Annotated in this window: 21 protein-coding genes; 7 read left to right on the top strand and 14 right to left on the bottom strand. The window is 34.0% G+C overall.

Going from position 1 to position 21,820, the window contains the following annotated elements:
* Positions 1-105 precede the first annotated feature (105 nt).
* The 9 genes from BWZ20_RS03815 to BWZ20_RS03775 all read right to left on the bottom strand — a co-directional run bounded on the left by BWZ20_RS03815 (position 106) and on the right by BWZ20_RS03775 (position 10,546).
* The gene (locus BWZ20_RS03815) at positions 106-2,325 is read right to left on the bottom strand and encodes an NADP-dependent isocitrate dehydrogenase (protein WP_076616559.1); all 2,220 of its coding nucleotides are present in this window, start codon (positions 2,323-2,325) and stop codon (positions 106-108) included.
* Between the two features lie 151 nt (positions 2,326-2,476).
* Positions 2,477-3,049 (bottom strand): pentapeptide repeat-containing protein, encoded by a 573-nt coding sequence (locus BWZ20_RS03810; protein WP_076616556.1) that lies wholly within the window; start codon positions 3,047-3,049, stop codon positions 2,477-2,479.
* 992 nt (positions 3,050-4,041) lie between these two features.
* A complete protein-coding gene (gene rplS / locus BWZ20_RS03805) occupies positions 4,042-4,392 on the bottom strand; it encodes a 50S ribosomal protein L19 (RefSeq protein ID WP_076616552.1) in 351 nt (116 codons plus the stop codon).
* A gap of 182 nt (positions 4,393-4,574) precedes the next feature.
* On the bottom strand, positions 4,575-5,255 hold the full coding sequence (trmD, locus tag BWZ20_RS03800) for a tRNA (guanosine(37)-N1)-methyltransferase TrmD (RefSeq protein ID WP_076616548.1): 681 nt from the start codon (positions 5,253-5,255) through the stop codon (positions 4,575-4,577).
* Between the two features lie 121 nt (positions 5,256-5,376).
* Positions 5,377-6,003, bottom strand: coding sequence for a tRNA (guanine-N1)-methyltransferase (locus BWZ20_RS03795; RefSeq protein WP_076616545.1), 627 nt, complete (start codon positions 6,001-6,003; stop codon positions 5,377-5,379).
* A gap of 136 nt (positions 6,004-6,139) precedes the next feature.
* Positions 6,140-6,883, bottom strand: coding sequence for an LVIVD repeat-containing protein (locus BWZ20_RS03790; RefSeq protein ID WP_076621251.1), 744 nt, complete (start codon positions 6,881-6,883; stop codon positions 6,140-6,142).
* A gap of 5 nt (positions 6,884-6,888) precedes the next feature.
* Complete coding sequence (locus BWZ20_RS03785; protein WP_076616542.1) at positions 6,889-7,410, bottom strand: hypothetical protein; 522 nt, start codon at positions 7,408-7,410, stop codon at positions 6,889-6,891.
* A gap of 144 nt (positions 7,411-7,554) precedes the next feature.
* Positions 7,555-9,003 carry a glyceraldehyde-3-phosphate dehydrogenase gene (locus BWZ20_RS03780; RefSeq protein ID WP_076616539.1) on the bottom strand — a complete coding sequence of 483 codons (1,449 nt, stop codon included), beginning with the start codon at positions 9,001-9,003 and terminating at the stop codon, positions 7,555-7,557.
* Between the two features lie 136 nt (positions 9,004-9,139).
* Complete coding sequence (locus tag BWZ20_RS03775) at positions 9,140-10,546, bottom strand: S1C family serine protease (RefSeq protein WP_198034968.1); 1,407 nt, start codon at positions 10,544-10,546, stop codon at positions 9,140-9,142.
* A gap of 150 nt (positions 10,547-10,696) precedes the next feature.
* On the opposite strand from BWZ20_RS03775, the gene dapF reads away from it, so the two are divergent.
* The 5 genes from dapF (at position 10,697) to BWZ20_RS03750 (ending at position 14,724) form a co-directional block, all read left to right on the top strand.
* Positions 10,697-11,476 (top strand): diaminopimelate epimerase, encoded by a 780-nt coding sequence (gene dapF / locus BWZ20_RS03770; protein WP_076616534.1) that lies wholly within the window; start codon positions 10,697-10,699, stop codon positions 11,474-11,476.
* Entirely contained in the window at positions 11,470-11,994 is a 525-nt protein-coding gene (locus BWZ20_RS03765; RefSeq protein WP_076616531.1) for a GNAT family N-acetyltransferase, read from the top strand. The genes dapF and BWZ20_RS03765 overlap by 7 nt, the downstream gene beginning before the upstream one ends.
* Before the next feature lie 3 nt (positions 11,995-11,997).
* A complete protein-coding gene (mltG, locus tag BWZ20_RS03760) occupies positions 11,998-13,041 on the top strand; it encodes an endolytic transglycosylase MltG (RefSeq protein ID WP_076616528.1) in 1,044 nt (347 codons plus the stop codon).
* A 27-nt stretch (positions 13,042-13,068) separates the two neighbouring features.
* On the top strand, positions 13,069-13,950 hold the full coding sequence (locus tag BWZ20_RS03755; protein ID WP_076616524.1) for a DUF2279 domain-containing protein: 882 nt from the start codon (positions 13,069-13,071) through the stop codon (positions 13,948-13,950).
* A gap of 117 nt (positions 13,951-14,067) precedes the next feature.
* The gene (locus BWZ20_RS03750) at positions 14,068-14,724 is read left to right on the top strand and encodes a peptidoglycan-binding protein LysM (protein ID WP_076616520.1); all 657 of its coding nucleotides are present in this window, start codon (positions 14,068-14,070) and stop codon (positions 14,722-14,724) included.
* Here the strand turns inward: BWZ20_RS03750 and BWZ20_RS03745 are convergent.
* The 4 genes from BWZ20_RS03745 to dnaA all read right to left on the bottom strand — a co-directional run bounded on the left by BWZ20_RS03745 (position 14,721) and on the right by dnaA (position 18,797).
* Positions 14,721-15,437, bottom strand: coding sequence for an SAM-dependent methyltransferase (locus tag BWZ20_RS03745; RefSeq protein ID WP_076616517.1), 717 nt, complete (start codon positions 15,435-15,437; stop codon positions 14,721-14,723). The genes BWZ20_RS03750 and BWZ20_RS03745 overlap by 4 nt on opposite strands.
* Positions 15,438-16,829: a PQQ-dependent sugar dehydrogenase gene (locus tag BWZ20_RS03740; protein ID WP_076616513.1), complete on the bottom strand. Its 1,392-nt coding sequence runs from the start codon at positions 16,827-16,829 to the stop codon at positions 15,438-15,440.
* Positions 16,830-16,895: 66 nt separating this feature from the next.
* Positions 16,896-17,357 (bottom strand): low molecular weight protein-tyrosine-phosphatase, encoded by a 462-nt coding sequence (locus BWZ20_RS03735; RefSeq protein ID WP_076616510.1) that lies wholly within the window; start codon positions 17,355-17,357, stop codon positions 16,896-16,898.
* Positions 17,358-17,369: 12 nt separating this feature from the next.
* Complete coding sequence (gene dnaA / locus BWZ20_RS03730; protein ID WP_076616506.1) at positions 17,370-18,797, bottom strand: chromosomal replication initiator protein DnaA; 1,428 nt, start codon at positions 18,795-18,797, stop codon at positions 17,370-17,372.
* 199 nt (positions 18,798-18,996) lie between these two features.
* Between dnaA and BWZ20_RS03725 the strand changes: the two genes are divergently transcribed.
* Entirely contained in the window at positions 18,997-19,404 is a 408-nt protein-coding gene (locus BWZ20_RS03725; protein WP_076616502.1) for an acyl-CoA thioesterase, read from the top strand.
* Here the strand turns inward: BWZ20_RS03725 and BWZ20_RS03720 are convergent.
* Positions 19,399-20,007, bottom strand: coding sequence for an IMPACT family protein (locus BWZ20_RS03720; RefSeq protein ID WP_076616499.1), 609 nt, complete (start codon positions 20,005-20,007; stop codon positions 19,399-19,401). The genes BWZ20_RS03725 and BWZ20_RS03720 overlap by 6 nt on opposite strands.
* A gap of 169 nt (positions 20,008-20,176) precedes the next feature.
* Between BWZ20_RS03720 and BWZ20_RS03715 the strand changes: the two genes are divergently transcribed.
* Positions 20,177-21,772 (top strand): aryl-sulfate sulfotransferase, encoded by a 1,596-nt coding sequence (locus tag BWZ20_RS03715; RefSeq protein ID WP_076616496.1) that lies wholly within the window; start codon positions 20,177-20,179, stop codon positions 21,770-21,772.
* The last annotated feature ends 48 nt before the right edge of the window (positions 21,773-21,820 follow it).

Below are 21,820 nucleotides of genomic sequence, written 5' to 3'. Positions count from 1 at the left end.
TAAGATTGGTGTTGATTATAAAACGATTGTATAGCGCATTTGTAACACAAATTTACGGATATAAAAAAAGCTTCATTTTTTAATGAAGCTCTTTTTAACAAAAGTTTAATTTAATATGGAATTGAGTGTTTTGCTAGGTCGCATAGCACTGCTTGTTAAAGTTTCATTGGGAAAATAATAGCCTTCTATTTCTACTGGTTCACCTTGGCAATCTATAAGTTCTGCAACAATTTGCTCTTCTTTAGAAGAAAGTGTATTATAAATTGCGGTAAACTCTTCTTTTAAATCAGCATCTGTATCTTGGTTAGCTAAAGCTTCTGCCCAATATAATGCTAAATAGAAGTGGCTACCTCTGTTATCTATTTCGTTTACTTTACGAGAAGGCCCTTTTTTATTTTCTAAAAGTTTCTCGGTGGCATCATCTAAAGCTTCTCCTAAAACACGTGCTTTAGCATTGTTATTAACTTCAGCATAATGGTCTAAAGAAACCGCAAGTGCTAAAAATTCACCAAGAGAATCCCATCTTAAGTGATTCTCTTCAACAAACTGCTGTACGTGCTTTGGAGCAGAGCCACCAGCACCAGTTTCAAATAAACCACCACCATTCATTAAAGGCACAATAGACAACATTTTTGCACTGGTTCCTAATTCTAATATTGGGAATAAATCTGTAAGGTAATCTCTTAAAACATTTCCGGTTACAGAAATAGTGTCTTTACCTTCTTTAATACGTTCTAGAGTAAAATTAGTAGCTTCAATAGGTGCAAGAATTCTAATATCTAAACCTTCAGTATTGTGATTAGGAAGATATTTATTTACCTTTTTGATTAATTCTGCATCATGAGCTCTATCTTTATTTAACCAAAACACAGCAGGTGTTTGCGATGCTCTTGCTCTTGTAACTGCTAATTTAATCCAATCTTGCACTGGTGCGTCTTTAACCTGGCACATTCTCCAAATATCACCAGTTTCAACGTTATGACTTGTTAAAATAGTTCCGTTAGCGTCAATAACTTCAACCTTTCCGTTTGATGATATTTCAAAGGTTTTATCGTGAGAACCATATTCTTCCGCTTTTTGAGCCATAAGACCAACATTTGGTACGGTACCCATAGTTGTTGGATCAAAAGCTCCATGTTTTTTACAAAAGTCTATGGTAGCTGTATACACACCAGCATAACTGCTATCTGGAATAATAGCTTTTGTATCTTGTTGCTTGCCATCTTTATTCCACATTTGTCCAGATGTACGGATCATTGCTGGCATAGAGGCGTCAATAATAACATCGCTCGGCACGTGTAAGTTGGTAATACCTTTATCAGAGTTAACCATTGCTAAATCAGGCCCTTCATTGAAGGCAGCATCAATATCTGCTTTAATTTCCTTGCGCTTAGCTTCTGGTAATTCTTCAAGATTATCTAATAAGTTACCTAAACCGTTATTAACATCAACACCAATTTCTTTAAAAGTGTCAGCATGTTTTTCAAAAACAGGTTTAAAATATGTTCTTACAGCATGACCAAAAATGATAGGGTCAGAAACCTTCATCATCGTAGCTTTCATGTGCAAAGACATTAAAATATCTTGAGCTTTAGCATCTTTTATCTCTCTTTCTAAGAAACTTAAAAGTGCTTTTTTACTCATTACAGTCGCATCTATAATTTCTTCTGCTTGTAATGCTAAATTATCTTTTAAAACAGTAGTATTACCATTTGTGTCTGTGTGTACTATTTTTACTGTAGTAGCTTCAGTTGTGGTATATGATTTCTCGTTGTGTGCAAAATCCCCTTCGCTCATTGTAGCTACATGTGTTTTAGAATCTGAGCACCAAGCTCCCATGCTGTGTGGGTTTTTCTTAGCGTAATTCTTAACAGCTTTTGGTGCACGTCTGTCTGAGTTTCCTTCTCTTAAAACTGGGTTTACAGCACTACCTTTAACTTTATCGTAGCGAGACTTGATTTCTTTTTCAATATCGTTTTTGGGCTCGTCTGGATAATCAGGAAGTTTATACCCTTTTGCCTGAAGCTCTTCTATAGTATCTCTTAGCTGAGGAATAGAAGCACTAATGTTTGGTAACTTTATAATATTAGCTTCTGGCTTTTTTGCTAATTCACCCAACTCACTAAGGGCATCTGCTACTCTTTGTTCTTCAGTTAAATAATCAGGAAACACCGCTAAAACCCTTGCTGCTAACGAAATGTCTTTAGTTTCAATAGTTATACCTGAAGATTTAGTAAATGATTGAACAATGGGTAAAAAAGAACGTGTTGCTAAAGCTGGTGCTTCGTCTGTTTTTGTATAAACAATCTTTGCTGTTTTGGTCATAGGTTGTTAAATATAATGTGAATATGCTTAAGCTTATTTTTAAGCTGTGCAAATATACAAAATAGATAGGGTTTAGCGATTGCGAGATTGCTAGTAATTGATGGTAAATTTTAAGAATTTCTTGAGTGAAATACTTAATTAAATGGATTTTTTATTTAATCTTTATTTTGAAGATATTTAATAGCCCTTCAATATTATTTTTTGAAAATTGCGCGTCTTTAAGATTGTTTTCAGCAGGATTAATATTGAAATTAAAAGCTGTTGAAAAATCTGCTTTTTCAAGATTGGTGTTATTAAATATAGAATTCATTAAGTCGCACCGAGAAAATTTTGATTCTTCTGCTTCAGTAAATGTAAAATCAACTTGATGCATTTTACAATTACTGAAGCATGTTTTGTTGACGTTCATACTAGAAAACGAACTAAGATTGAGGTTGCAATTTCGAAAGTTGAAGTCGAGTAGAAACTCACTACAATCTTTAAAATTAATACCAACGAGCTTACAGGAATTAAAACTTACATCATTAAATGTTGTATGTTTTACGTTGACATTGCTAAAGTTGCAATCTACAAATTCACATTCTAAAAAGACGTTATTAGAAATATCTGAATTTTCAAAATTGCAGTTGGTAAAGGTGCAATAGCTGTATTCTGCTTTTGGAAGTAGATTAGTGGTGTAGTTTTTATTACTGTAGTTTTGGTCAGATATGCTTTGTAAATTCATAAAATAAATATAGAAGAAAGTAGAATATGGATTTTCGTAAGTTAGACTAAGTCTTACGCTTACAGAGCGTAAAATTTGTATCGAAAACAAGGAAATTCATGATACTAGTTTATTTCTCAATACAAAATTCCATAAGAATTTCACTCGAAGTGACGAGCGTTAATCTTTAGGTATATAAAAGTAAAAAGCCATATCACTACAGTGAAACTGTTCTGACATGGCTTTTTTTTGAAACAGTACTAACGTGACCTATTTAGCTTCCACTAACTCAGCTGTATGATTTTCATCATCATCCTTTTCGGTTCAAGTGTTCCTACTTCAAGTGAAACGTTTCATATCTTTCAAAATGTATTGACCTGATACTACTAAGTTTCATAAGATTTGTTTTTCTTGATGATTTCTTCTTTGTTCTTCACTTGCGTGTCCTACACGTCCAAAAACATTGCTCATCCTTTTCACGTTCACTTTCGTTTCCGTTACTTTTTCAAAGCTTTCCGTTTACGTTTTATAATCTGCAAGCATACTATAAAATTTAAACTTCATGGTTGGCTATCCAACACTTGCCTACACAAGCGGTTCGTCAACCTCAAAAAACAATCTTATTATTTTAAAGAACGTTACTTTAAACAATTAACATAAATTTAAAATTTCTTTTAAAACCAAACACTGTTTGTTATTAATTGTTTAGCTAAAGTAGATTTATATTCCGAATATGCAAATTTTTTAACGATTTAGATATACACAATTTATAAACCGTACTTATCAACAAAAGTTAATAAAGTTGCCAACTATTTATTAAATTAATTGAAATAAAATGTTCTTTTTCCATTTATACTTCAGAATAAAATTAAAGCTTAACTATGGCTAGGCTTTAATTTTCTTTTTCGTCTAAAAGAAAAAATCTTCATTTTCTTTCATAAAGAATCCAACAAATAATTGGCAATAAAAAAGCCTTCAGTAAAGAAGGCTTTTCTAATGTTATGTGTGTTAGATTATCTTCTAACTTCTTTAATTCTTGCTTTTTTACCAGTAAGACCTCTAAAGTAGAATATACGTGCTCTACGTACTTTACCACGTTTGTTCACTTCAATTTTTTGTAAAGCTGGTAAGTTAATTGGGAAGATACGCTCTACACCAATAGTACCAGACATTTTACGGATTGTAAACGTTTCTGAAGCTCCGCTACCTTTACGTTGTAATACAACACCTTTAAAGAACTGTGTACGCGTTTTGCTGCCTTCTTTAATTTCGTAGTATACTGTGATCGTATCACCAGCACTAAACTCTGGTAAGTCTTTTTTGGTTACAAATTCGTCTTGTACAAATTTTACTAAAGAATCCATGTTTTCTCTTTTATAATGGTTGTTTCAAATCAACATTCACGATTTTCGCCAGAGGTTAATCCAAAAGTGGCTGCAAAGATAATTAAAAAGTTAAAAGTAGAAAGTAGAAAGTGAAAAGTTTTTTGCTCGATATTTAATCGTTTAATCGTGTAGTTGTTTATTTGTAGGCCGTTAGGCGATAATCATTCTTCATTCAAAAGATCTGGTCGTCTTTCTTTGGTACGTTGGTAGGCTTGCTCTTCGCGCCATTTTTCTATTTCACCAAAATTACCACTAAACAATACTTCAGGGACTTTCATGCCTTTATAGTCTCTCGGTCTTGTGTAAATTGGTGGTGCCAACAGATTATCTTGAAACGAATCAGTTAGGGCAGAAGTCTCATTGCCCAAAACACCTGGTATTAATCTAATAACGGCATCGCAGAGCACAGCTGCACCCAATTCTCCACCGGACAACACATAATCTCCAATTGATATTTCTCTGGTAATAAACTTATCGCGCACACGTTGGTCTACACCTTTATAATGACCGCAAAGTATAATGATGTTTTCTTTTAACGATACTTGGTTGGCTATACTTTGGTTAAGACGCTCGCCATCTGGTGTCATGTATATAATCTCGTCGTAGTTACGCTCTGCTTGCAAACCAGATATACATTTATCTATAGGCTCTATCATCATAACCATACCTGCTCCACCACCAAATTGGTAGTCGTCCACAGATTTATAATTATCTGTAGTATAATCTCTAAGGTTATGAAAATGTACTTCTACCAAATCTGCTTCTATGGCACGTTTAAGAATAGATGCTTCAAACGGACTTTTTAAAAGTTCTGGTAAAACGGTTATGATGTCTATGCGCATGGTCTTTCTAAATGGAATGCAAAGGTAATTTAAAATAGTATTACTTTCATTAAAGAGCGAGTAAAGCAAAAAAATCCGCAATACTAATTGCGGATTTTTCAATATTTATAAAAGGTAATTGCTAAGCCTTATTCTTATTAATCTCATCTTGAAGCTGACGTCTTACTTTTTGCTCGCGCTCTAAAGCGTTGCGTCTGTGTTCTTCAAACTCAGTTTCTACTTCTTCAAGTTTATGTTTTGCTTCTTTGGTTAACGAGTTACTGTTTTTAAACTTATAAATAAAGAACAATAACAATGCTGTAAGTGCAGCGATGATACTCCACATAATAACATTATAATTGGTTTTGCTGGTTTGCATACCCAATAATGCCATGTTGTTTTTTTCTTCGTTGGTTTGGTCTAAAGTGGTTTGTGTGTTTCCAAGTTTTGCTTTTAGATCATCGATTTCTTTAACTTGGTTGGCAACAGTTGCTTCAGAATTGGCTAAATCTTTATATGTTGTTTTGAGCGAATCTAAAACGTTGGCCTTTAATTTTAATAACCAAGCTTGTTTTACAGCTTCGTAAGGTTGACCATTGGTGCCTTTAAAGTTTCCAGATTTTCTAAAAACGTACTCAAATTGGCTATCAATAGTACCACTGTTTAATGAGTACTGTTCTTCAGCATCGTCTTGCTGAGTTTGTGCGGTTAAGGTTTGTAGGTTAAAGGTAACTATAAGAATTACAGCGACTTTAGCTAAAAACTTCATATTATAATGATTTTGGTTGTGTTCGATTAATTAGGTGCCAAGATAATGATTTTATGAGCATTTAATAAATAAAATTGACAAAGCAAATAGCCTCTATAAAGAGAGGCTATTTTTATATACGATATAAGAAGTTGATTTAGATGTTTATTGTACTTAAATGACTAATATTATTAATATCATTATAGTCTAAACTGTATTGGTATAGCCCGTTGTCGCCTATAAGTACAATGATGTCGTTGTTAATAATTACGTCAAAGGCATTAACATCTATTGAGGTTACTAATGTTGAATTTTCAGGATTAGAGACATCAAAAACTTTAACTTCATCATCACAAACAAACAAGTAGTTGCCATAAAGCCCTAATCCAATAGGTTGTGTAAGATTTCTTGAGGAAATCAGTATTGGATTTGTAACTTCAGTAACATCATAGATTTCCAGAACGTTTAGGTCAATGCCACATCCAATATTTGTATGTAAGGTTACAAAGGCATGTGTATCATTTGCTACAACAGGGTCGCATGCCGTAAAATGTTGCACATCAGAAAGGTAAGTGGGTGTTTCTGGGTTTGATATACTGTATATGAACATGCCGTTTCTAGAGCCAATGTAGAGATAGTTTTTGTAATTAAAAAGGGTCTCAATATTAAAACCGATTGGAATTGTATTTACTAAAACTGGTTGTTCGTTGTCTATTATACTAAATACATTAAGATTGCTATCATCAACAACGTATAAATAATTGAGATAAAGAGAAAATCTTGCTAAGGAGCCGCCTTGTCCTGTATCTGTAAAGGAAGATGAAGTGTCATTGGTTGCGTTATCTGAACTGCAACTTAGTAGCATAAATACGAAGATTATATAAAAGTGAGCTTTTTTCATAATTATTAATTTATTAGTTGCCAATCGACTACAATTTCATTTTCCTCCACAGGATAATAAATTGGGCCCAAAGGTGACCATATCTGTGGAAAAACATTTTCTAAACGTTTAGTGATAATCAAATTTCTTGACACTTCGTCGATTTTAAAAGCTATAAGGTCCCTTGCGTTATTTACATAAAAGATATCATTCTTTAAGCTCAAATCCGATGATCCTAAAACTTTAATAAAACCAATGTTTATTGGATTTGCTGGATCTGAATTGTCAATAATGTGAAACCCTTGATTTACTTCATTAACATAAATAAAGTTTCCTTTAACATAGATCTTTCCAGAGTTTTCGATTGGATGTGCTGTATCGACCAAAGTGGTTGAGTTTTCAAATTCACTCCGCTCCATGATTATGGGTTCGTAGGGTAAGTCCGCTGGAAAATCATTGGGAATATCATCATCCTGATTTCCCCATCCAATACAGGATTGAAGACATAAGGGTGCTATTATTACAAATAGCAAAAAATAATTTTTCATGATTGATTAATTTAGTTGCTTTGTAGATGAAAAAAAGAAATAAGAGTTGCGTTGTAAATTGAGGAAGTTTTCAACAAACAACATTTAAAACAAAAAAATCTTGCCAAACGACAAGATTTTTTCTTTTTCCCTTTTCAGAAGATTCTAATAATAAGTATAGCGTCTTACCTTAGAAATATATTTTGCAAGTCTAATAACTTGATGGCTGTAGCCGTATTCATTATCGTACCAGATATATAAGATAACATTTTTACCGTCTGCTCTAACAATGGTAGCTTTACTATCATAGATTGAAGGCGCAGAGCTACCAACAATATCGCTAGATACGAGCTCGTCACTCATTTCGTATTTAATTTGCTCTACTAAGTCACCTTCTAGAGCGTATTTCTTCATAATAGCATTTATGCTGTCAACAGTAGTTTTTTTACTTAGCTCTAAGTTTAATATGGCTAATGAACCATTTGGTACAGGAACTCTGATGGCGTTAGAGGTTAATTTACCATCTAAAGAAGGTAGTGCCTTGCTTACTGCTTGTCCGGCACCAGTTTCTGTAATTACCATATTAAGACCGGCAGCTCTACCGCGTCTGTATTTTTTGTGGAAGTTATCTACCAAGTTTTGGTCGTTTGTGTAAGCATGAATGGTTTCTAAGTGGCCAGATTTTACACCAAAGGAATCTTCAACAGCTTTTAAAACTGGCGTTATAGCATTGGTTGTGCAAGAAGCAGCAGAGAAAATTTTAACCTCATCCGGATTGTGCTCTAAATGATTAACACCATGTACAATATTTGGTACACCTTTTCCTGGTGCAGTAAGTAATACTTTTTCTACACCTTTAGATTTTAGATGGCGAGAAAGCGCTTTATCATCTCTAAATGCACCTGTATTATCTATTACTAAAGCCTTATGGATTCCGTATTTGGTATAATCTATATCTTCTGGCGCGTTTGCAGAAATAATATTTACTGTGGTACCATTAATAATTAAGGCGCTATTTTTAACATCAACACTTACCATACCAGAGAAATCTCCGTGTACTGAGTCGTTTCTTAGTAGTGATGCACGTTTTTCTAAAACAGTTTGGTTTACTTCACCACGAGTTACAATGGCTCTTAGTCGTAGTTGGTTGCCTTTACCAGTGCGCGTCATAAGCTCACGAGCCACTAGTCTGCCAATTCGGCCAAAACCATAAAGAACAACATCTTTAGGCTCTAAATCTCTAGATTTGTTGGCATCTTTTAATTTAGCTGCAACAAACGCAGTAGCATTGTTATACTTTTGGTCTTCTAGGTGGTATTCGTAGGTTAATTTGCCAATATCTAATTTAGCAGGCGGTAGATTCAATTTTTTGATGGCCTGTGCAATTTCTACCGAATCAAAAATAGAAATAGGTTTTTGAACAAATTCACCTGCATACTCATGCAAGTTTAAAATTTCGCTTACTTTTCTATCAATTAATTGATTTCTGAATAACACAAGCTCAATGGAATTGTCGTACCAAAGGTCGCTTACTGTTTTAATAAATTCAACCGTTGCTCTGCGACGGTCTGCCTGAAACGCTAACTCTTTTTCGTAAGTGTCGTTAAAACCCATTTTTTATTGGTTTAGTATTTTTAATTTGGCGCAAAAATACATATTTCAAACGTTTTCGTAACACTTTTTACCGAAAATAAAAACCCTTCAAAGAATTGTACCTTGAAGGGTAATATTAATCTGTTTTTAAGGTATTTTATCTAAAGTTATAGACTACTTTTTCACCTTGTTTATTTATCACCTCAATCTGAAGAGGGTCATTCATGCTTCTCGTTTTCATTGCGTTTTGCGCATCATCTATGGTGTATAATTTTTTGCCGTTAATGCGTGTAACGATGCTACCTTCCTCTATGCCTTCTCTGTTCCAATAGGCTTGGTAGCGCTCATCAAAGCGCGAAATCTTCACGCCATAATCAGTTTTGAATTTCTTCAAGTCATTCTTTGAAGCATTTCTTATAATACCGATAGTTTGAAGTTCAAAAATTGGATTTTTTAATAAGGTCACAGGGACCACTTCTTCATCTCCATCTCTTATTAGTGTTACATTTACAACATCGTTTGGACTTTTAGTTTTTAAGTAACCAGCTAAATCTGAAAACTTATTAATTTCAACATTATCTAGTTTTTTAATAATGTCGCCTGTTTTAATTCCTGCTTTTTCTGCACCAGTGTCTTCTGTAACATTACTCACGTAAAAACCTTCCGTCATGTCAATACCTATTTGTTCTGCCGTTTGACTGTTTAGAGCGCTTCCGATAACGCCAAGAATACCATTTTGCACATTTCCGTACTCCATAATATCGTTTACAATTTTGCGAGCAATATTACTAGGTACCGCAAAGGAATAGCCTATATAAGAACCATCTCGAGATGAAATGGCCGTATTTATACCAATTAAATCTCCATTAGTATTTACTAAGGCACCACCAGAATTTCCTGGATTGACAGCAGCATCGGTTTGAATAAAAGACTGCGTATTTCTACCGCTTAAATCTCTCGATTTTGCACTTATAATACCAGCTGTTACAGTAGAGTTGAGGTTAAACGGATTTCCAACAGCCAAAACCCATTCTCCAATTTTAGCGTTATCCGAGTCACCAAAGGCCAAAAATGGTAAATCTTCATCTGCTTCAATTTTTATGAGTGCAATGTCTGTGGCTTCATCAGTACCAACTAATTCTGCCATGTAGGTTTTATTATTGTTTAATGTGATGCTAATTTCATTTGCATTTTGTATCACGTGGTTATTGGTTACAATGTAACCTGTTGGTGAAATAATTACACCACTACCTGTACCAACTTGTGCGCGAGGTTGCGATCGACCGAAAAAGTAATCACTCATTGTGACAGGTGCAGAAACAATTGCAGTATTTTTAACGTGCACTACTGCGTCTAAAGATTTTTCTGCGGCTTCAACAAAGTTTGGTGTTATTGCAGCAACGTTATTAATTGTGTTGTTTGTTGGGACAAATATTGGTAGATCAGAAACTTGTTCTGTAGCTAATTGCTCTGAATGTTGTTTTTCAATAAAAAGCTTGTAACCGCCTAAGGTTAGTAAACCACCTAATACCGAAACACCAACTAAAGTTAAAATCTTCTTCATAATTTTCAGGATTTAAGTTTTTCTTTTTAACGTTTAAATTTAGATATATATTGAATTTTAATATTCATTTTAACGACTATTTAACGTCAACTTTAACTGCCCTTTAACATCGCTAAATACGGTCTTTAATTCTTATATTTGCTCAGAATTATGACAATAACATTTTATAAATATCAAGGTACAGGAAACGACTTTATAGTTGTTGATAATCGTCTACTACGTATAGACAAAAACAATACCAAACGCATAGCAGAATTGTGCGACAGACGTTTTGGCATTGGTGCAGATGGTTTTATACTGTTAGAAAATGACACATCTTCAGATTTTAAGATGGTGTATTATAATTCTGATGGTAACCAAAGCACTATGTGTGGCAATGGTGGACGTTGTATCGTCGCTTTCGCAAAGTTTCTTGGTATTATTGAAAACGACACTGAATTTTTAGCTATTGATGGTTTACATAAAGCTAAAATTAAGAATGATATTGTGCATTTGCATATGCAAGATGTAGAAACTATTGAAGTTTATGACAATCATTTATTTCTAGATACAGGATCTCCGCATCATGTAGAAATGGTATCTAATATCGAAACATTAGATGTAAAATCAAAAGGATCTAAAATCAGATATGGCGCTCCGTATAATAAGATAGGAAGCAACGTTAATTTTGTTGAACAATTGGCAGATAACCGATTTGCTGTTAGAACTTATGAGCGCGGAGTAGAGGATGAAACCTTGTCTTGCGGTACTGGTGTTACAGCTGTTGCACTAGCCATGCATCATAATAATAAGACCACAAGAAATGAAGTTGAGCTTAAAGTTGAAGGTGGCGAACTTAAGGTACACTTTTCTAAAAGCCCGGAAGGTTATAAAGATATTTGGCTGGTTGGTCCTGCGGAGCAAGTATTTAAAGGTGAAATAGAATGGTAAGTTTAAAAGGTGAACATGTTTTCTTACGCGCCCTAGAGCCAGAAGACTTAGATTTTGTCTACGAGATTGAGAATGATACAGCGCTGTGGTCCTTAAGTGATACACTGACACCATATTCAAGATTTACGTTAAAACAATATTTAGAAAATGCGCAGCAAGATATTTTTGAAGCTAAACAATTGCGATTAGCTATTTGTATCAATAGTGGAGCTACCATTGGGTTAATTGATGTTTTTGATTTTGATATAAAAAACAAACGTGCTGGTATAGGTATTTTAATTAAAGATGAAGCCCATCGTTATAAAGGTTATGGTAGTGAGGCCTTGGACCTATTGGTAAATTATTGCTTTAAAACCCTTCACTTGCATCAAGTGTATGCCAATATTTTAGAATCTAATGTTAATAGTTTAAAGTTATTTGAACATCGTGGATTTAAAAAAATAGGATTAAAAGAAGATTGGAGTTTTGATGGGAAACACTATTGTAATGAATTTTTATTACAGCGTATTAACAGATAATCTATGTATATAAAGAAGATACTTTGGGCAGTTGCCGTAATTGGTTTAGTAATTTTCGGTGCTATTGCTTACTACATTTACAGCGCTATGTTTCAACCTAATACAAATTTTGAAACAGAAAAAGAATATATTTTTGTGCCTACTGATGCTAATTATATGCAAGTAAGACAGCAGTTAGAACCGTTGTTAAAAGATATAGGTTCTTTTGACGCCTTGGCTAAACAGAAAAAGTACACATCTAACATAAAAGCTGGTCGATTTGCCATTTCAAAAGGAATGAATAATAATGAGATTATTAATACTATACGAAGTAAAAACATACCTTTAAAAATAGCATTCAATAATCAACACACCTTAGAGGATTTAGCAGGAAGAATTAGTAGACAGATTGAAGCGGATAGTTTGTCGCTGCTTAAAGCTATGACTGATAAGGATTTTTTGAATAAGAATAGATTTACCAAAGCAACAGCATTAGGTATGTATTTGCCAGATACCTATGAGTTTTTTTGGAATACGTCTGCTGAGGGTTTTAGAGATAAAATGTTAGCTAGATACAATCGTTTTTGGAATGAATCTAGGCTAGCAAAAGCTAAGGAATTAAACTTATCTCCAGATGAGGTAATGACCTTGGCTTCTATAGTTCACGAAGAATCTAAACAAGCCGATGAGCAGCCAAGAGTTGCAGGAGTTTACCTCAATAGATTACGAATAGGTATGCCATTGCAAGCAGACCCAACCTTAAAGTTTGCGGCTTATCAGTTGCCAAAATATAAGAATACAGTGATACGTCGCGTTTTAAATATTCATAAAGAAATAGATTCGCCTTACAACACTTATAAGAATTTAGGTTTACCACCAGGACTTATAGCAATGCCAGACTTATCTGCTATAAAAGCTGTATTGAATCCTGAAAAGCATAACTATCTCTATTTTGCAGCTGATGCGAAACGCCTAGGTTATCATAAGTTTGCCAAAACTTTGGCGCAGCATAATAATAATGCCAGAGAATATCAGAGATATTTGTCTTCGCAAGGGATCAATAGGTAAGGCTTGAGGTTTGTTATAACACATACAATGTTTCTGCTTTGTGTTAGTGGCTCTATTTTTGCACAATCCAGACTTAATCAGTTTTTAAAACCAAGTGATTCTCTAAACAAGTCACGAAGAAATACTGTTCTTATTTCCGAAATTTCTTTAGCTACGACTACGTTGATAGGTCTAAATCAATTATGGTATGCCGATTATCCAAGATCAAAATTTAAGACACTAGATGATAGTGGTGAGTGGTTGCAGATGGATAAGTTAGGACATGTATTTTCTTCCTATCAGATTGGTAGATTGGGAGCAAATACACTTAATTGGGCAGGTGTGAGTAAAAAAAATCAAATCATCTATGGTTCAGCATTAGGTCTTGGGTTTTTAACTACTGTTGAGGTCATGGATGGCTTTTCAGAAGAATGGGGTTTTTCATGGAGCGATATGGCTGCTAATACGCTTGGTACAGGACTTTTTGTTGGTCAGGAGTTATTGTGGCAAGAACAACGCATACTTTTAAAGTATTCGTTCCATCAAACCAGATTTGCAAAGCAACGACCAGATAAGCTAGGAAATGGATTAACTGAAGAGTTTTTAAAAGATTATAATGGTCAGACCTATTGGTTGAGTGCAAATCTTAATTCGTTTTTAAAAACGGATTATCTACCAAATTGGCTAAATATTGCCTTTGGCTATGGTGCAGATGGTATGCTAACAGGCGAACCTAATGACCCTTTGTTTATAAATCAAAATAGAACACGGCAATATTACCTAAGCCTAGATATAGATTTAAGCAGAATTAAAACAAAATCTCATTTTCTAAAATCCATTTTTGATGTTTTAAACGTAATTAAGGTGCCTTTCCCAGCATTGGAATTAAATAGTAAAGGACGTTTAAAGATGCATTATATCTACTATTAATAACTTTTAACAAACCTTAACATGTTGATTTTCAATATTTAAATATAATTCGTATATTTGCACGCGATTTTGATAAATGCTTATGGGGAAAGTTTTATCAGTTAAAAATTGGCTGTTATGATAAAAAATAGCGTTAAGAATTATTTGATGCCATTTTCAATTTGCTTAGTAATTGCGTTGGCACTTTATCCAAATTCCTCCTTAAATACAGAGATGTATTCAACAGAAGGTTTGGATTTAAACTACAATATCAAGTCAGATTTAGCCATGTCCCAAGGTAATGATGTTGCTAAATCAGATATTTTTACACCGCATCTAGGTAAGTCCTTCGAAGGTTTTAAAGAAGCACTTGCATTTAAAGAATCTAGAGGAGATTATTTTACTGTAAATACATTAGGTTATTTGGGGAAATATCAGTTTGGTGCTGAAACTTTAAAGTTAATTGGCATTTATAATCCTAATCAGTTTCTTTACAATCCAGAACTTCAGGAAAAAGCATTTATGGCAAATGCATCACGAAACAAATGGATTTTAAGAAAGGATATTAAGCGTTTTGATGGTAAGTTTATCGGTGGTGTTAAGGTAACCGAATCTGGTATTTTAGCTGCGGCACATCTCGCTGGTCCTGGAACGGTTAAAAAGTTTTTACGCAGCTATGGAGACTACAACCTTTCTGATGCGTATGGCTCTACTGTAAAATACTACATGAAAAAGTTTTCTGGTTACGATACAACTATCATTAAGCCAAACAAAAAGGCCAAAGCAAGAATTTAACTTTTTTGAATAATAAATATAGCAGGCCTTTTATGTAGGTCCTCTTTATTGAGTTTCCAGTCTTTGGCGGGTTGTGTTTTTATAAATTCACTAGGTAATGTAAGATCGCAAGCTACACAAACTCTGGTTTCAGGATGTAATACATTCGCCAGGTCATCAAGCATTTTCATGTTTCTGTAAGGAGTTTCAATAAAAATTTGAGCTTGATTGTGCTCCGATGATAGACGCTCTAAGCTTTTTAATTTAGATTTTCTTTCAGCTTTTTCTATTGGTAAATAACCGTTAAAACAAAAACTCTGCCCATTCATACCAGAAGCCATTAAAGCCAATAGTATTGAAGAAGGTCCAACTAAAGGTACAACTTTTATATTCATATTATGTGCTAAGCTAACAATATCAGAACCTGGATCTGCGATAGCAGGACAACCTGCCTCAGAAAGTAACCCAATAGTACGACCTTCTAAGCAAGGATTTAAAAAAGTATTACGCTCTTCTTCTGTTGTATATTTATTAAGTACACTTAGCTTAAGTGAAGGCTGAGATTTGTTAGGCGAAATACGTTTGATAAAACGACGTGCTGTTTTTTCATTTTCAACAATATAATAATCAATGTCTTCAATTACTTTTTTAATAGAGATTGGTAGAACCTCCAAAGGTGGATTATCTCCTAATCGTGTTGGGATAAGATATAGCTGGCCTTTTGAGCTTGTCATTTAATTTATAACAAATTTTTTAGTGAGTTTTTTACCGTTTTCAGATTTAAGTTTTATGATATAAAAACCACTTTTTAGTTCTGAAATATTTATGCTTGTAAAAGTATCATTATTATCTTTTAAAATAGACTTTATTAACTTTCCTTGTATGTCATAAATATCAATATTTGTTGAATCACCAGATGTGCCATTCGGAAAGTCTATATTCAAAGTAGTGTTAGCTGGGTTAGGATATATAGATATTGAATTTTGAGTATTCTCATCGATACTAAGAAGGGAATCCGTAACTTTAAAAATACTACCTCCAAGACTAGAAACATAAAGCTCTCCGTTTATATCTTCACCAAAAGCTACCCAATTACCAGAGAAACTTTCAAAAGTTGAATTCCAACTACCGTTTTCAAATTTTAAATACCCAATTTCTTGCGTACATACATCTCCAAATAAATAAGTACCAACTAAATTTGGGTAAGTTGAGCCTCTGTAGACATATCCGCCAGTGATAGAGCATCTTCCGCCAGAATGTGAGTATTCCGCTACAGGAAAAGTTAGTGTGCTACTGCTTGGGCAGCCAGTTAGGTTGAAGCTATTATTACCTTCATAGCATCTCCACCCATAATTGAGTCCAGCATCAGTAGAAGCCGCCTGATTAATTTCCTCTCTAGCATTTTGCCCAACATCTGCAATCCATAAATCGTTATTCATACTGTCAAAAGAAAATTTCCAAGCATTTCGCAACCCATATGCCCATATTTCGTCCCTGGCGCTCGGATTACCTACAAAAGGGTTATCTGAAGGAATAGCGTAAGGATTTGAGACTGTTGAGTTGTTTACATCAATTCGTAAAAGCTTGCCAAGTAAGCTGTTCATATTTTGACCGTTATTTTGAGGGTCTCCACCAGAGCCACCATCTCCGCTCGAAATGTATAAATATCCATCTGGTCCAAACTGTAATTCACCACCATTATGATTGCTAAAGGGTTGCGGGTAAGTAAGTATTTCTAATTCTGAATTAGGATCTGCAATTGTAGGATTAGTTCCAATCCTTGAGAATCGTGAGATTACGGTGTCTCCTGAGTTATTGGTGTAATAAACAAAAAAGTAACCGTTAGTAGAAAAATCTGGGTGAAATGCCAAACCTAATAAGCCTTGTTCATTCCCAATGCTCCTAACACGATCATCTATGTCTAAAAAATTTGTAGTTTCAATTGTTCCATCAGAATTAACAATTTTAATTATACCATCTTGTTCAACTACAAACAACCTATCATCACCAGCGTGTTTTATGTTTACAGGACGGTTAAAACCTGAGGCAAAAGACTCTAGTTCTATATCTTGGGCAAAGGTAATATTTAGATAAATGATACCAATAATTGAAAATAGTATTCTCATAGCGTGTGTTTTTAGAAAATTTAAACGTTTCTAAGTTACGAAAAATCAAATAATTGATTTTATGTTCTATAAATCTTCAAGCAACTTTTTTGCTATTATCGCAGAAGTGGTTTCAATCAAATCAAAAACATATTCAAAATCACTCATATCTCCGTAATAAGGATCAGGTACATTTTTATTTGAAACATTTGGATTTTCTTCAAGAAATAGTTTCACCTTTCCTATATCCGAATTATTTCTTGCCAAGCTAATAATGTTGGTGTAGTTTGAAGCATCCATAGCATAGATGTAATCAAATTTATCAAAATCTGAAGCTTTAAATTGCCTGGCTGTTTGGTGACTTATATCTACACCATTGTTTTTGGCTACTTTAATGGACCTCTGATCTGGTTGAAGACCTACATGATATGCTGCTGTACCAGCAGAGTCAACATAAAATTTAGAAGTGTTAAGTTTGGATTCTAAGATACCATGAGCTAATGGCGAACGACAAATGTTGCCAAGACACACCATTAGAATTTTAGTCATGGCGTTAAATGTTTAAAGCGATAATTTTTTGGCTAAATCCTCAACGTATTTTCTAAACTGTTTGTCAGTAGACGATAAGTTATCAACAGTTTTACAAGCATGTAATACCGTAGCATGATCGCGCTGCCCAATTTGAGAGCCAATACTTGCCAAAGACGCTTTAGTGTATTTTTTTGCAAAAAACATAGCCAACTGACGCGCTTGTACAATATGTCGTTTACGCGTTTTAGATTGAAGTGTACTTACATCCATCTGAAAATAATCTGAAACGACTTTTTGGATATAGTCTATAGATACTTCGCGTTTTGTGTTTTTAACAAATTTGTCTACAATATCCTTCGCAAGGTTTATTGTAATTTCTTTTTTATTGAAAGATGATTGTGCTATTAAAGAGATTATGGCACCTTCAAGTTCTCTAACATTTGTTTTTATGTGCTTAGCAACATACTCTACAATTTCATCTGGCATTTCTACACCATCTCTGTAGAGTTTGTTTTTAAGAATAGAGACTCTGGTTTCAAAATCTGGAGTTTGTAACTCAGCAGAAAGTCCCCATTTAAAACGAGATAATAAACGCTGCTCAATATCTTGCATATCTACAGGTGCTTTATCACTTGTTAAAACGACTTGTTTACCATTTTGGTGTAAGTGGTTAAAGATATGGAAGAATACATCTTGTGTACCTGTTTTACCAGATAAGAATTGTACGTCGTCAATTATTAGAACATCAATAATTTGATAAAAATGAATAAAGTCGTTTCTATTGTTTTTCTTAACAGAATCTATATACTGCTGCGTAAATTTTTCAGCCGAAATATAAAGGACTGTTTTTTCTGGATATTTATCTTTTATATCTACACCAATAGCGTGAGCTAGGTGTGTTTTTCCTAAACCAACTCCACCAAAAATTAAAAGTGGATTAAAAGACGTTCCACCTGGTTTATTGGCAACAGCAATTCCTGCATTTCTTGCCAAACGATTAGAGTCACCCTCTAAAAAGTTTTCAAACGTGTAGCTTGGATTGAGTTGAGACTCAATTTTTACATTTCTTATGCCAGGAATTATGAATGGATTTTTTAACTCAGGACTTTTATTATTAAATGGAACATCAACATCTTGCGACTTTACTGGTGTTCTGTTAGCACTAGGAATCTTTTCTGTAAAAGGTTGCTTGTTGCCATAGGTATTTTCCATTTTAATAACGTAAACCAATTTGGCATCATTACCCAACTCTTTTGTGAGGGCAACCTTAAGGATCTTTACGTAATGCTCCTCTAACCATTCATAAAAAAATTTACTGGGTACCTGAATGCTTAGTGCGTTGGCAGCAAGTTTAACGGCTTGTATGGGTTCAAACCATGTTTTATAGGCTTGAGGTTGTATGTTATCTTTAATAAAATCGAGACAATTATTCCATACAGATTCCGCTGTGATCTCCATTAGTTAAATTAGATTTTTAATTGTTAGTTAGCTTAGCAAAAAAAAAGAGAAATAGAATTCTCTTAGCGTTTTGAACATGACAAATATGTGAACAAAATATTTAAAAAAAAAATCGTTTCAGGTTGAATTTTAATATTTTTTTTCTCATGTTTAAAATCCTTTAAAACTACAAATTTTTATTTAAAAACGTCCTTAAATTTTGAATTATAACGAAACAAAAATACGAGTTCGCTATGGCGAAACAGATCAGATGGGTGTGGTGTACCATGCTAACTATGCTGTATATTTTGAAGTCGGCAGAACAGAGTGGTTACGTGAGTTTGGCCTTAGCTACAGTGCTATGGAGTCGGAGGGCGTTATGCTTCCAGTAATTTCATTGCAGATAAACTACAAAAATTCAGCACGTTATGATGATGTGCTTAAAGTAAAAACTAAGTTGAAAAAAATACCGACAGCATCTATAGAGTTTGATTACGAATTAATAAAGGAGAACGGTGAATTACTTGCCACTGGTAACACAGTTTTAGCATTTATAGATGCAAAACGTAACAGACCTACAAGGTGTCCGAAATATCTTTTAGATAAACTGCAAAATTATTCGTTATAATTCATCAATTTCTACTCCATAAAATTGATTAAAAAGCTCAAATATTTTTGAAGCGTTACCTTTTCTGACAGATATTTCCAACAAACAATTGAGATTTAAAGTTTGTTTTGTAATCTCTGCCTTATTTTCTTTTAGAAGTCGCATCACTTTACTCATATTTTTGTATTCAAAATTGAGTAAATAATTTTTGTTAATTGTCTTTTCTCTTATTTCAGAAGCCTCAAGAGTTAATTGAGCACTAGTTTTGTAAGCATTAATTAATCCTCCTACACCAAGCTTTACTCCACCATAATATCGTATTACAACAATTAAAATATTTGTGAGCTCAAATGATTGTATTTGTCCATATATTGGCATACCAGCACTATTGTTGGGTTCGCCATCATCGTTGGTTCTAAAGGTTGGTGTCTCTGCACCCAACTGATATGCGTAGCACCAATGTCTTGCAGAATGATGCTCTTTTTTTAAACTATCTAAATGGATTTTTATTTGGTCTTCGTTTTCAACAGGAAAGGCGTAGCCCATAAACTTACTGTTTTTATCTTTAAATACTTCCCCAACTGCGGGCTTAGAAATGGTTTTATATATATCTTTTGAGTCCATAATAAATAACGAAACTAATATATTATATTATTGTATCTGCCTAAATTTGATTAGTGGTAAAAAAATACCATGAGAAAATGGGCCTTTTAATAGTATTAAGCCTATATACATATTGATTTATTTATTTTTTTGAGATTCATTATTTATATTAGCAAGAAAAATAAAAGCAATGAAAAAAATTACTTATCTAGTTTTTTTGCTCCTAATTAATATAACATTTGGGCAAGAAACCATTGGTCTCATTTTTGATGATATCAATGAAGAAAAAGCAGACGGTTACACACTTTTTAAACCAACTTCAGATCAACGTGTTTTTTTAATTAACAATTGTGGAGAGGTTCTTAACCAATGGACTTTTACTGGTAGCAACGCCAGAAATGTTTATTTATTGGAAAACGGAAATTTATTGCAAACTAATGACCAACTAGCAGAGATTAGGGATTGGGACAATAATATCCTTTGGAGCATATCGTTTGAAGATGTTTTTGGATGGAGAATTCATCATGACATTGAGCCATTACCCAATGGTAATTTCCTAGTAATGGTAAGAGATATTGTTAATGATGTTGATATTTTTGCCCTAGGCATGGCTTCAGCTTATGCCAATGCTGTAGTAGTGCTAGAGCGTATCCTAGAAATTGAACCTGTTGGTACAGACTCTGCTAATATCGTTTGGGAATGGAAACTTATCGATCACCTTATTCAAGACTTTGATAGTTCTAAACCAAATTTTGGAGTCATTGCAGATAACCAAGGGCGTTACAACATTAACTATGATAACGGTAACGGTTCTAATCCTATACATGCCAATGCCATAGATTACAATGAAAACTTAGATCAAATTGCTGTTTCTTCAAGACACCTCAGCGAAGTTTTTATCATAGATCATAGTACTACTACTGCAGAAGCCGCAACAAGTTCTGGCGGTATGTATGGTAAAGGTGGCGATTTTTTATGGAGATGGGGAAATCCAGAGGCATACGATAGGGGTACCGCAGCAGATAGAACACTTGGTAGACAACACGATATTAAGTGGATTACTGATGGTCCGGATCAAGGCAAACTATCCGTTTTTAGTAATGATGGCTATGGTAGTAACTTTACTGCGTCTTCGGTACACATCTTAGATCCAAATGATATTAACGGCGTTTACGCATTAGATTCGGGTAAATTTCTACCAACAACTTACGATTGGTCGTGGGATGGTACAATAATGTCTACTGTTATGCACGCTGGCGCGCAAAGTGGTTTTCAGGTATTGCCAAATGGAAATGGTTTAATTTGCGAGTCTGATATAGGTAGAATCACGGAAATTAATAGTGCTGGTGATGTTATTTGGGTTTATAGAATTCCTGTTGGTGCAGGTTCAGAGTTCGCTCAATTTTCAGAACCAGTAGGTAATGGATCTTTTAGGGCTCATAAATATCCGACGGATTATCCAGGATTTAATGGTGTTACTTTTAACAATACAGGTAAAATAGAGGATGTAAACGCTTTAACTGACGATTGTGTAAATAGGTTATCAATTGATGATCTAGAATCATCAGCGTTTAAGGTTTACCCTAATCCAACAAACGGAATTCTTAATATTGAGTTTAGTCAAACTATAGATGTAATTGAAGTGTATAATTTTGCTGGTCAAAAAGTACTCACAACCACAAATACCAGTACAATTGACTTGAGTCCGTTTTCAAATGGCATGTACATGGTAAAGACTTCTTCAGGCAATTCTATAAAGTATACAAAAGTGCTCAAAGAAAACTAGCAGTGTCAACAAATTAGATAAAAAAGCCACCACCTATGACTAGTGGTG

The sequence above is a fragment of the Winogradskyella sp. J14-2 genome, from assembly GCF_001971725.1.
Classification (GTDB): Bacteria; Bacteroidota; Bacteroidia; order Flavobacteriales; family Flavobacteriaceae; genus Winogradskyella.
Note: the sequence above shows the minus strand (reverse complement) of the source record. Positions and strands in the feature narration are given on the sequence as shown.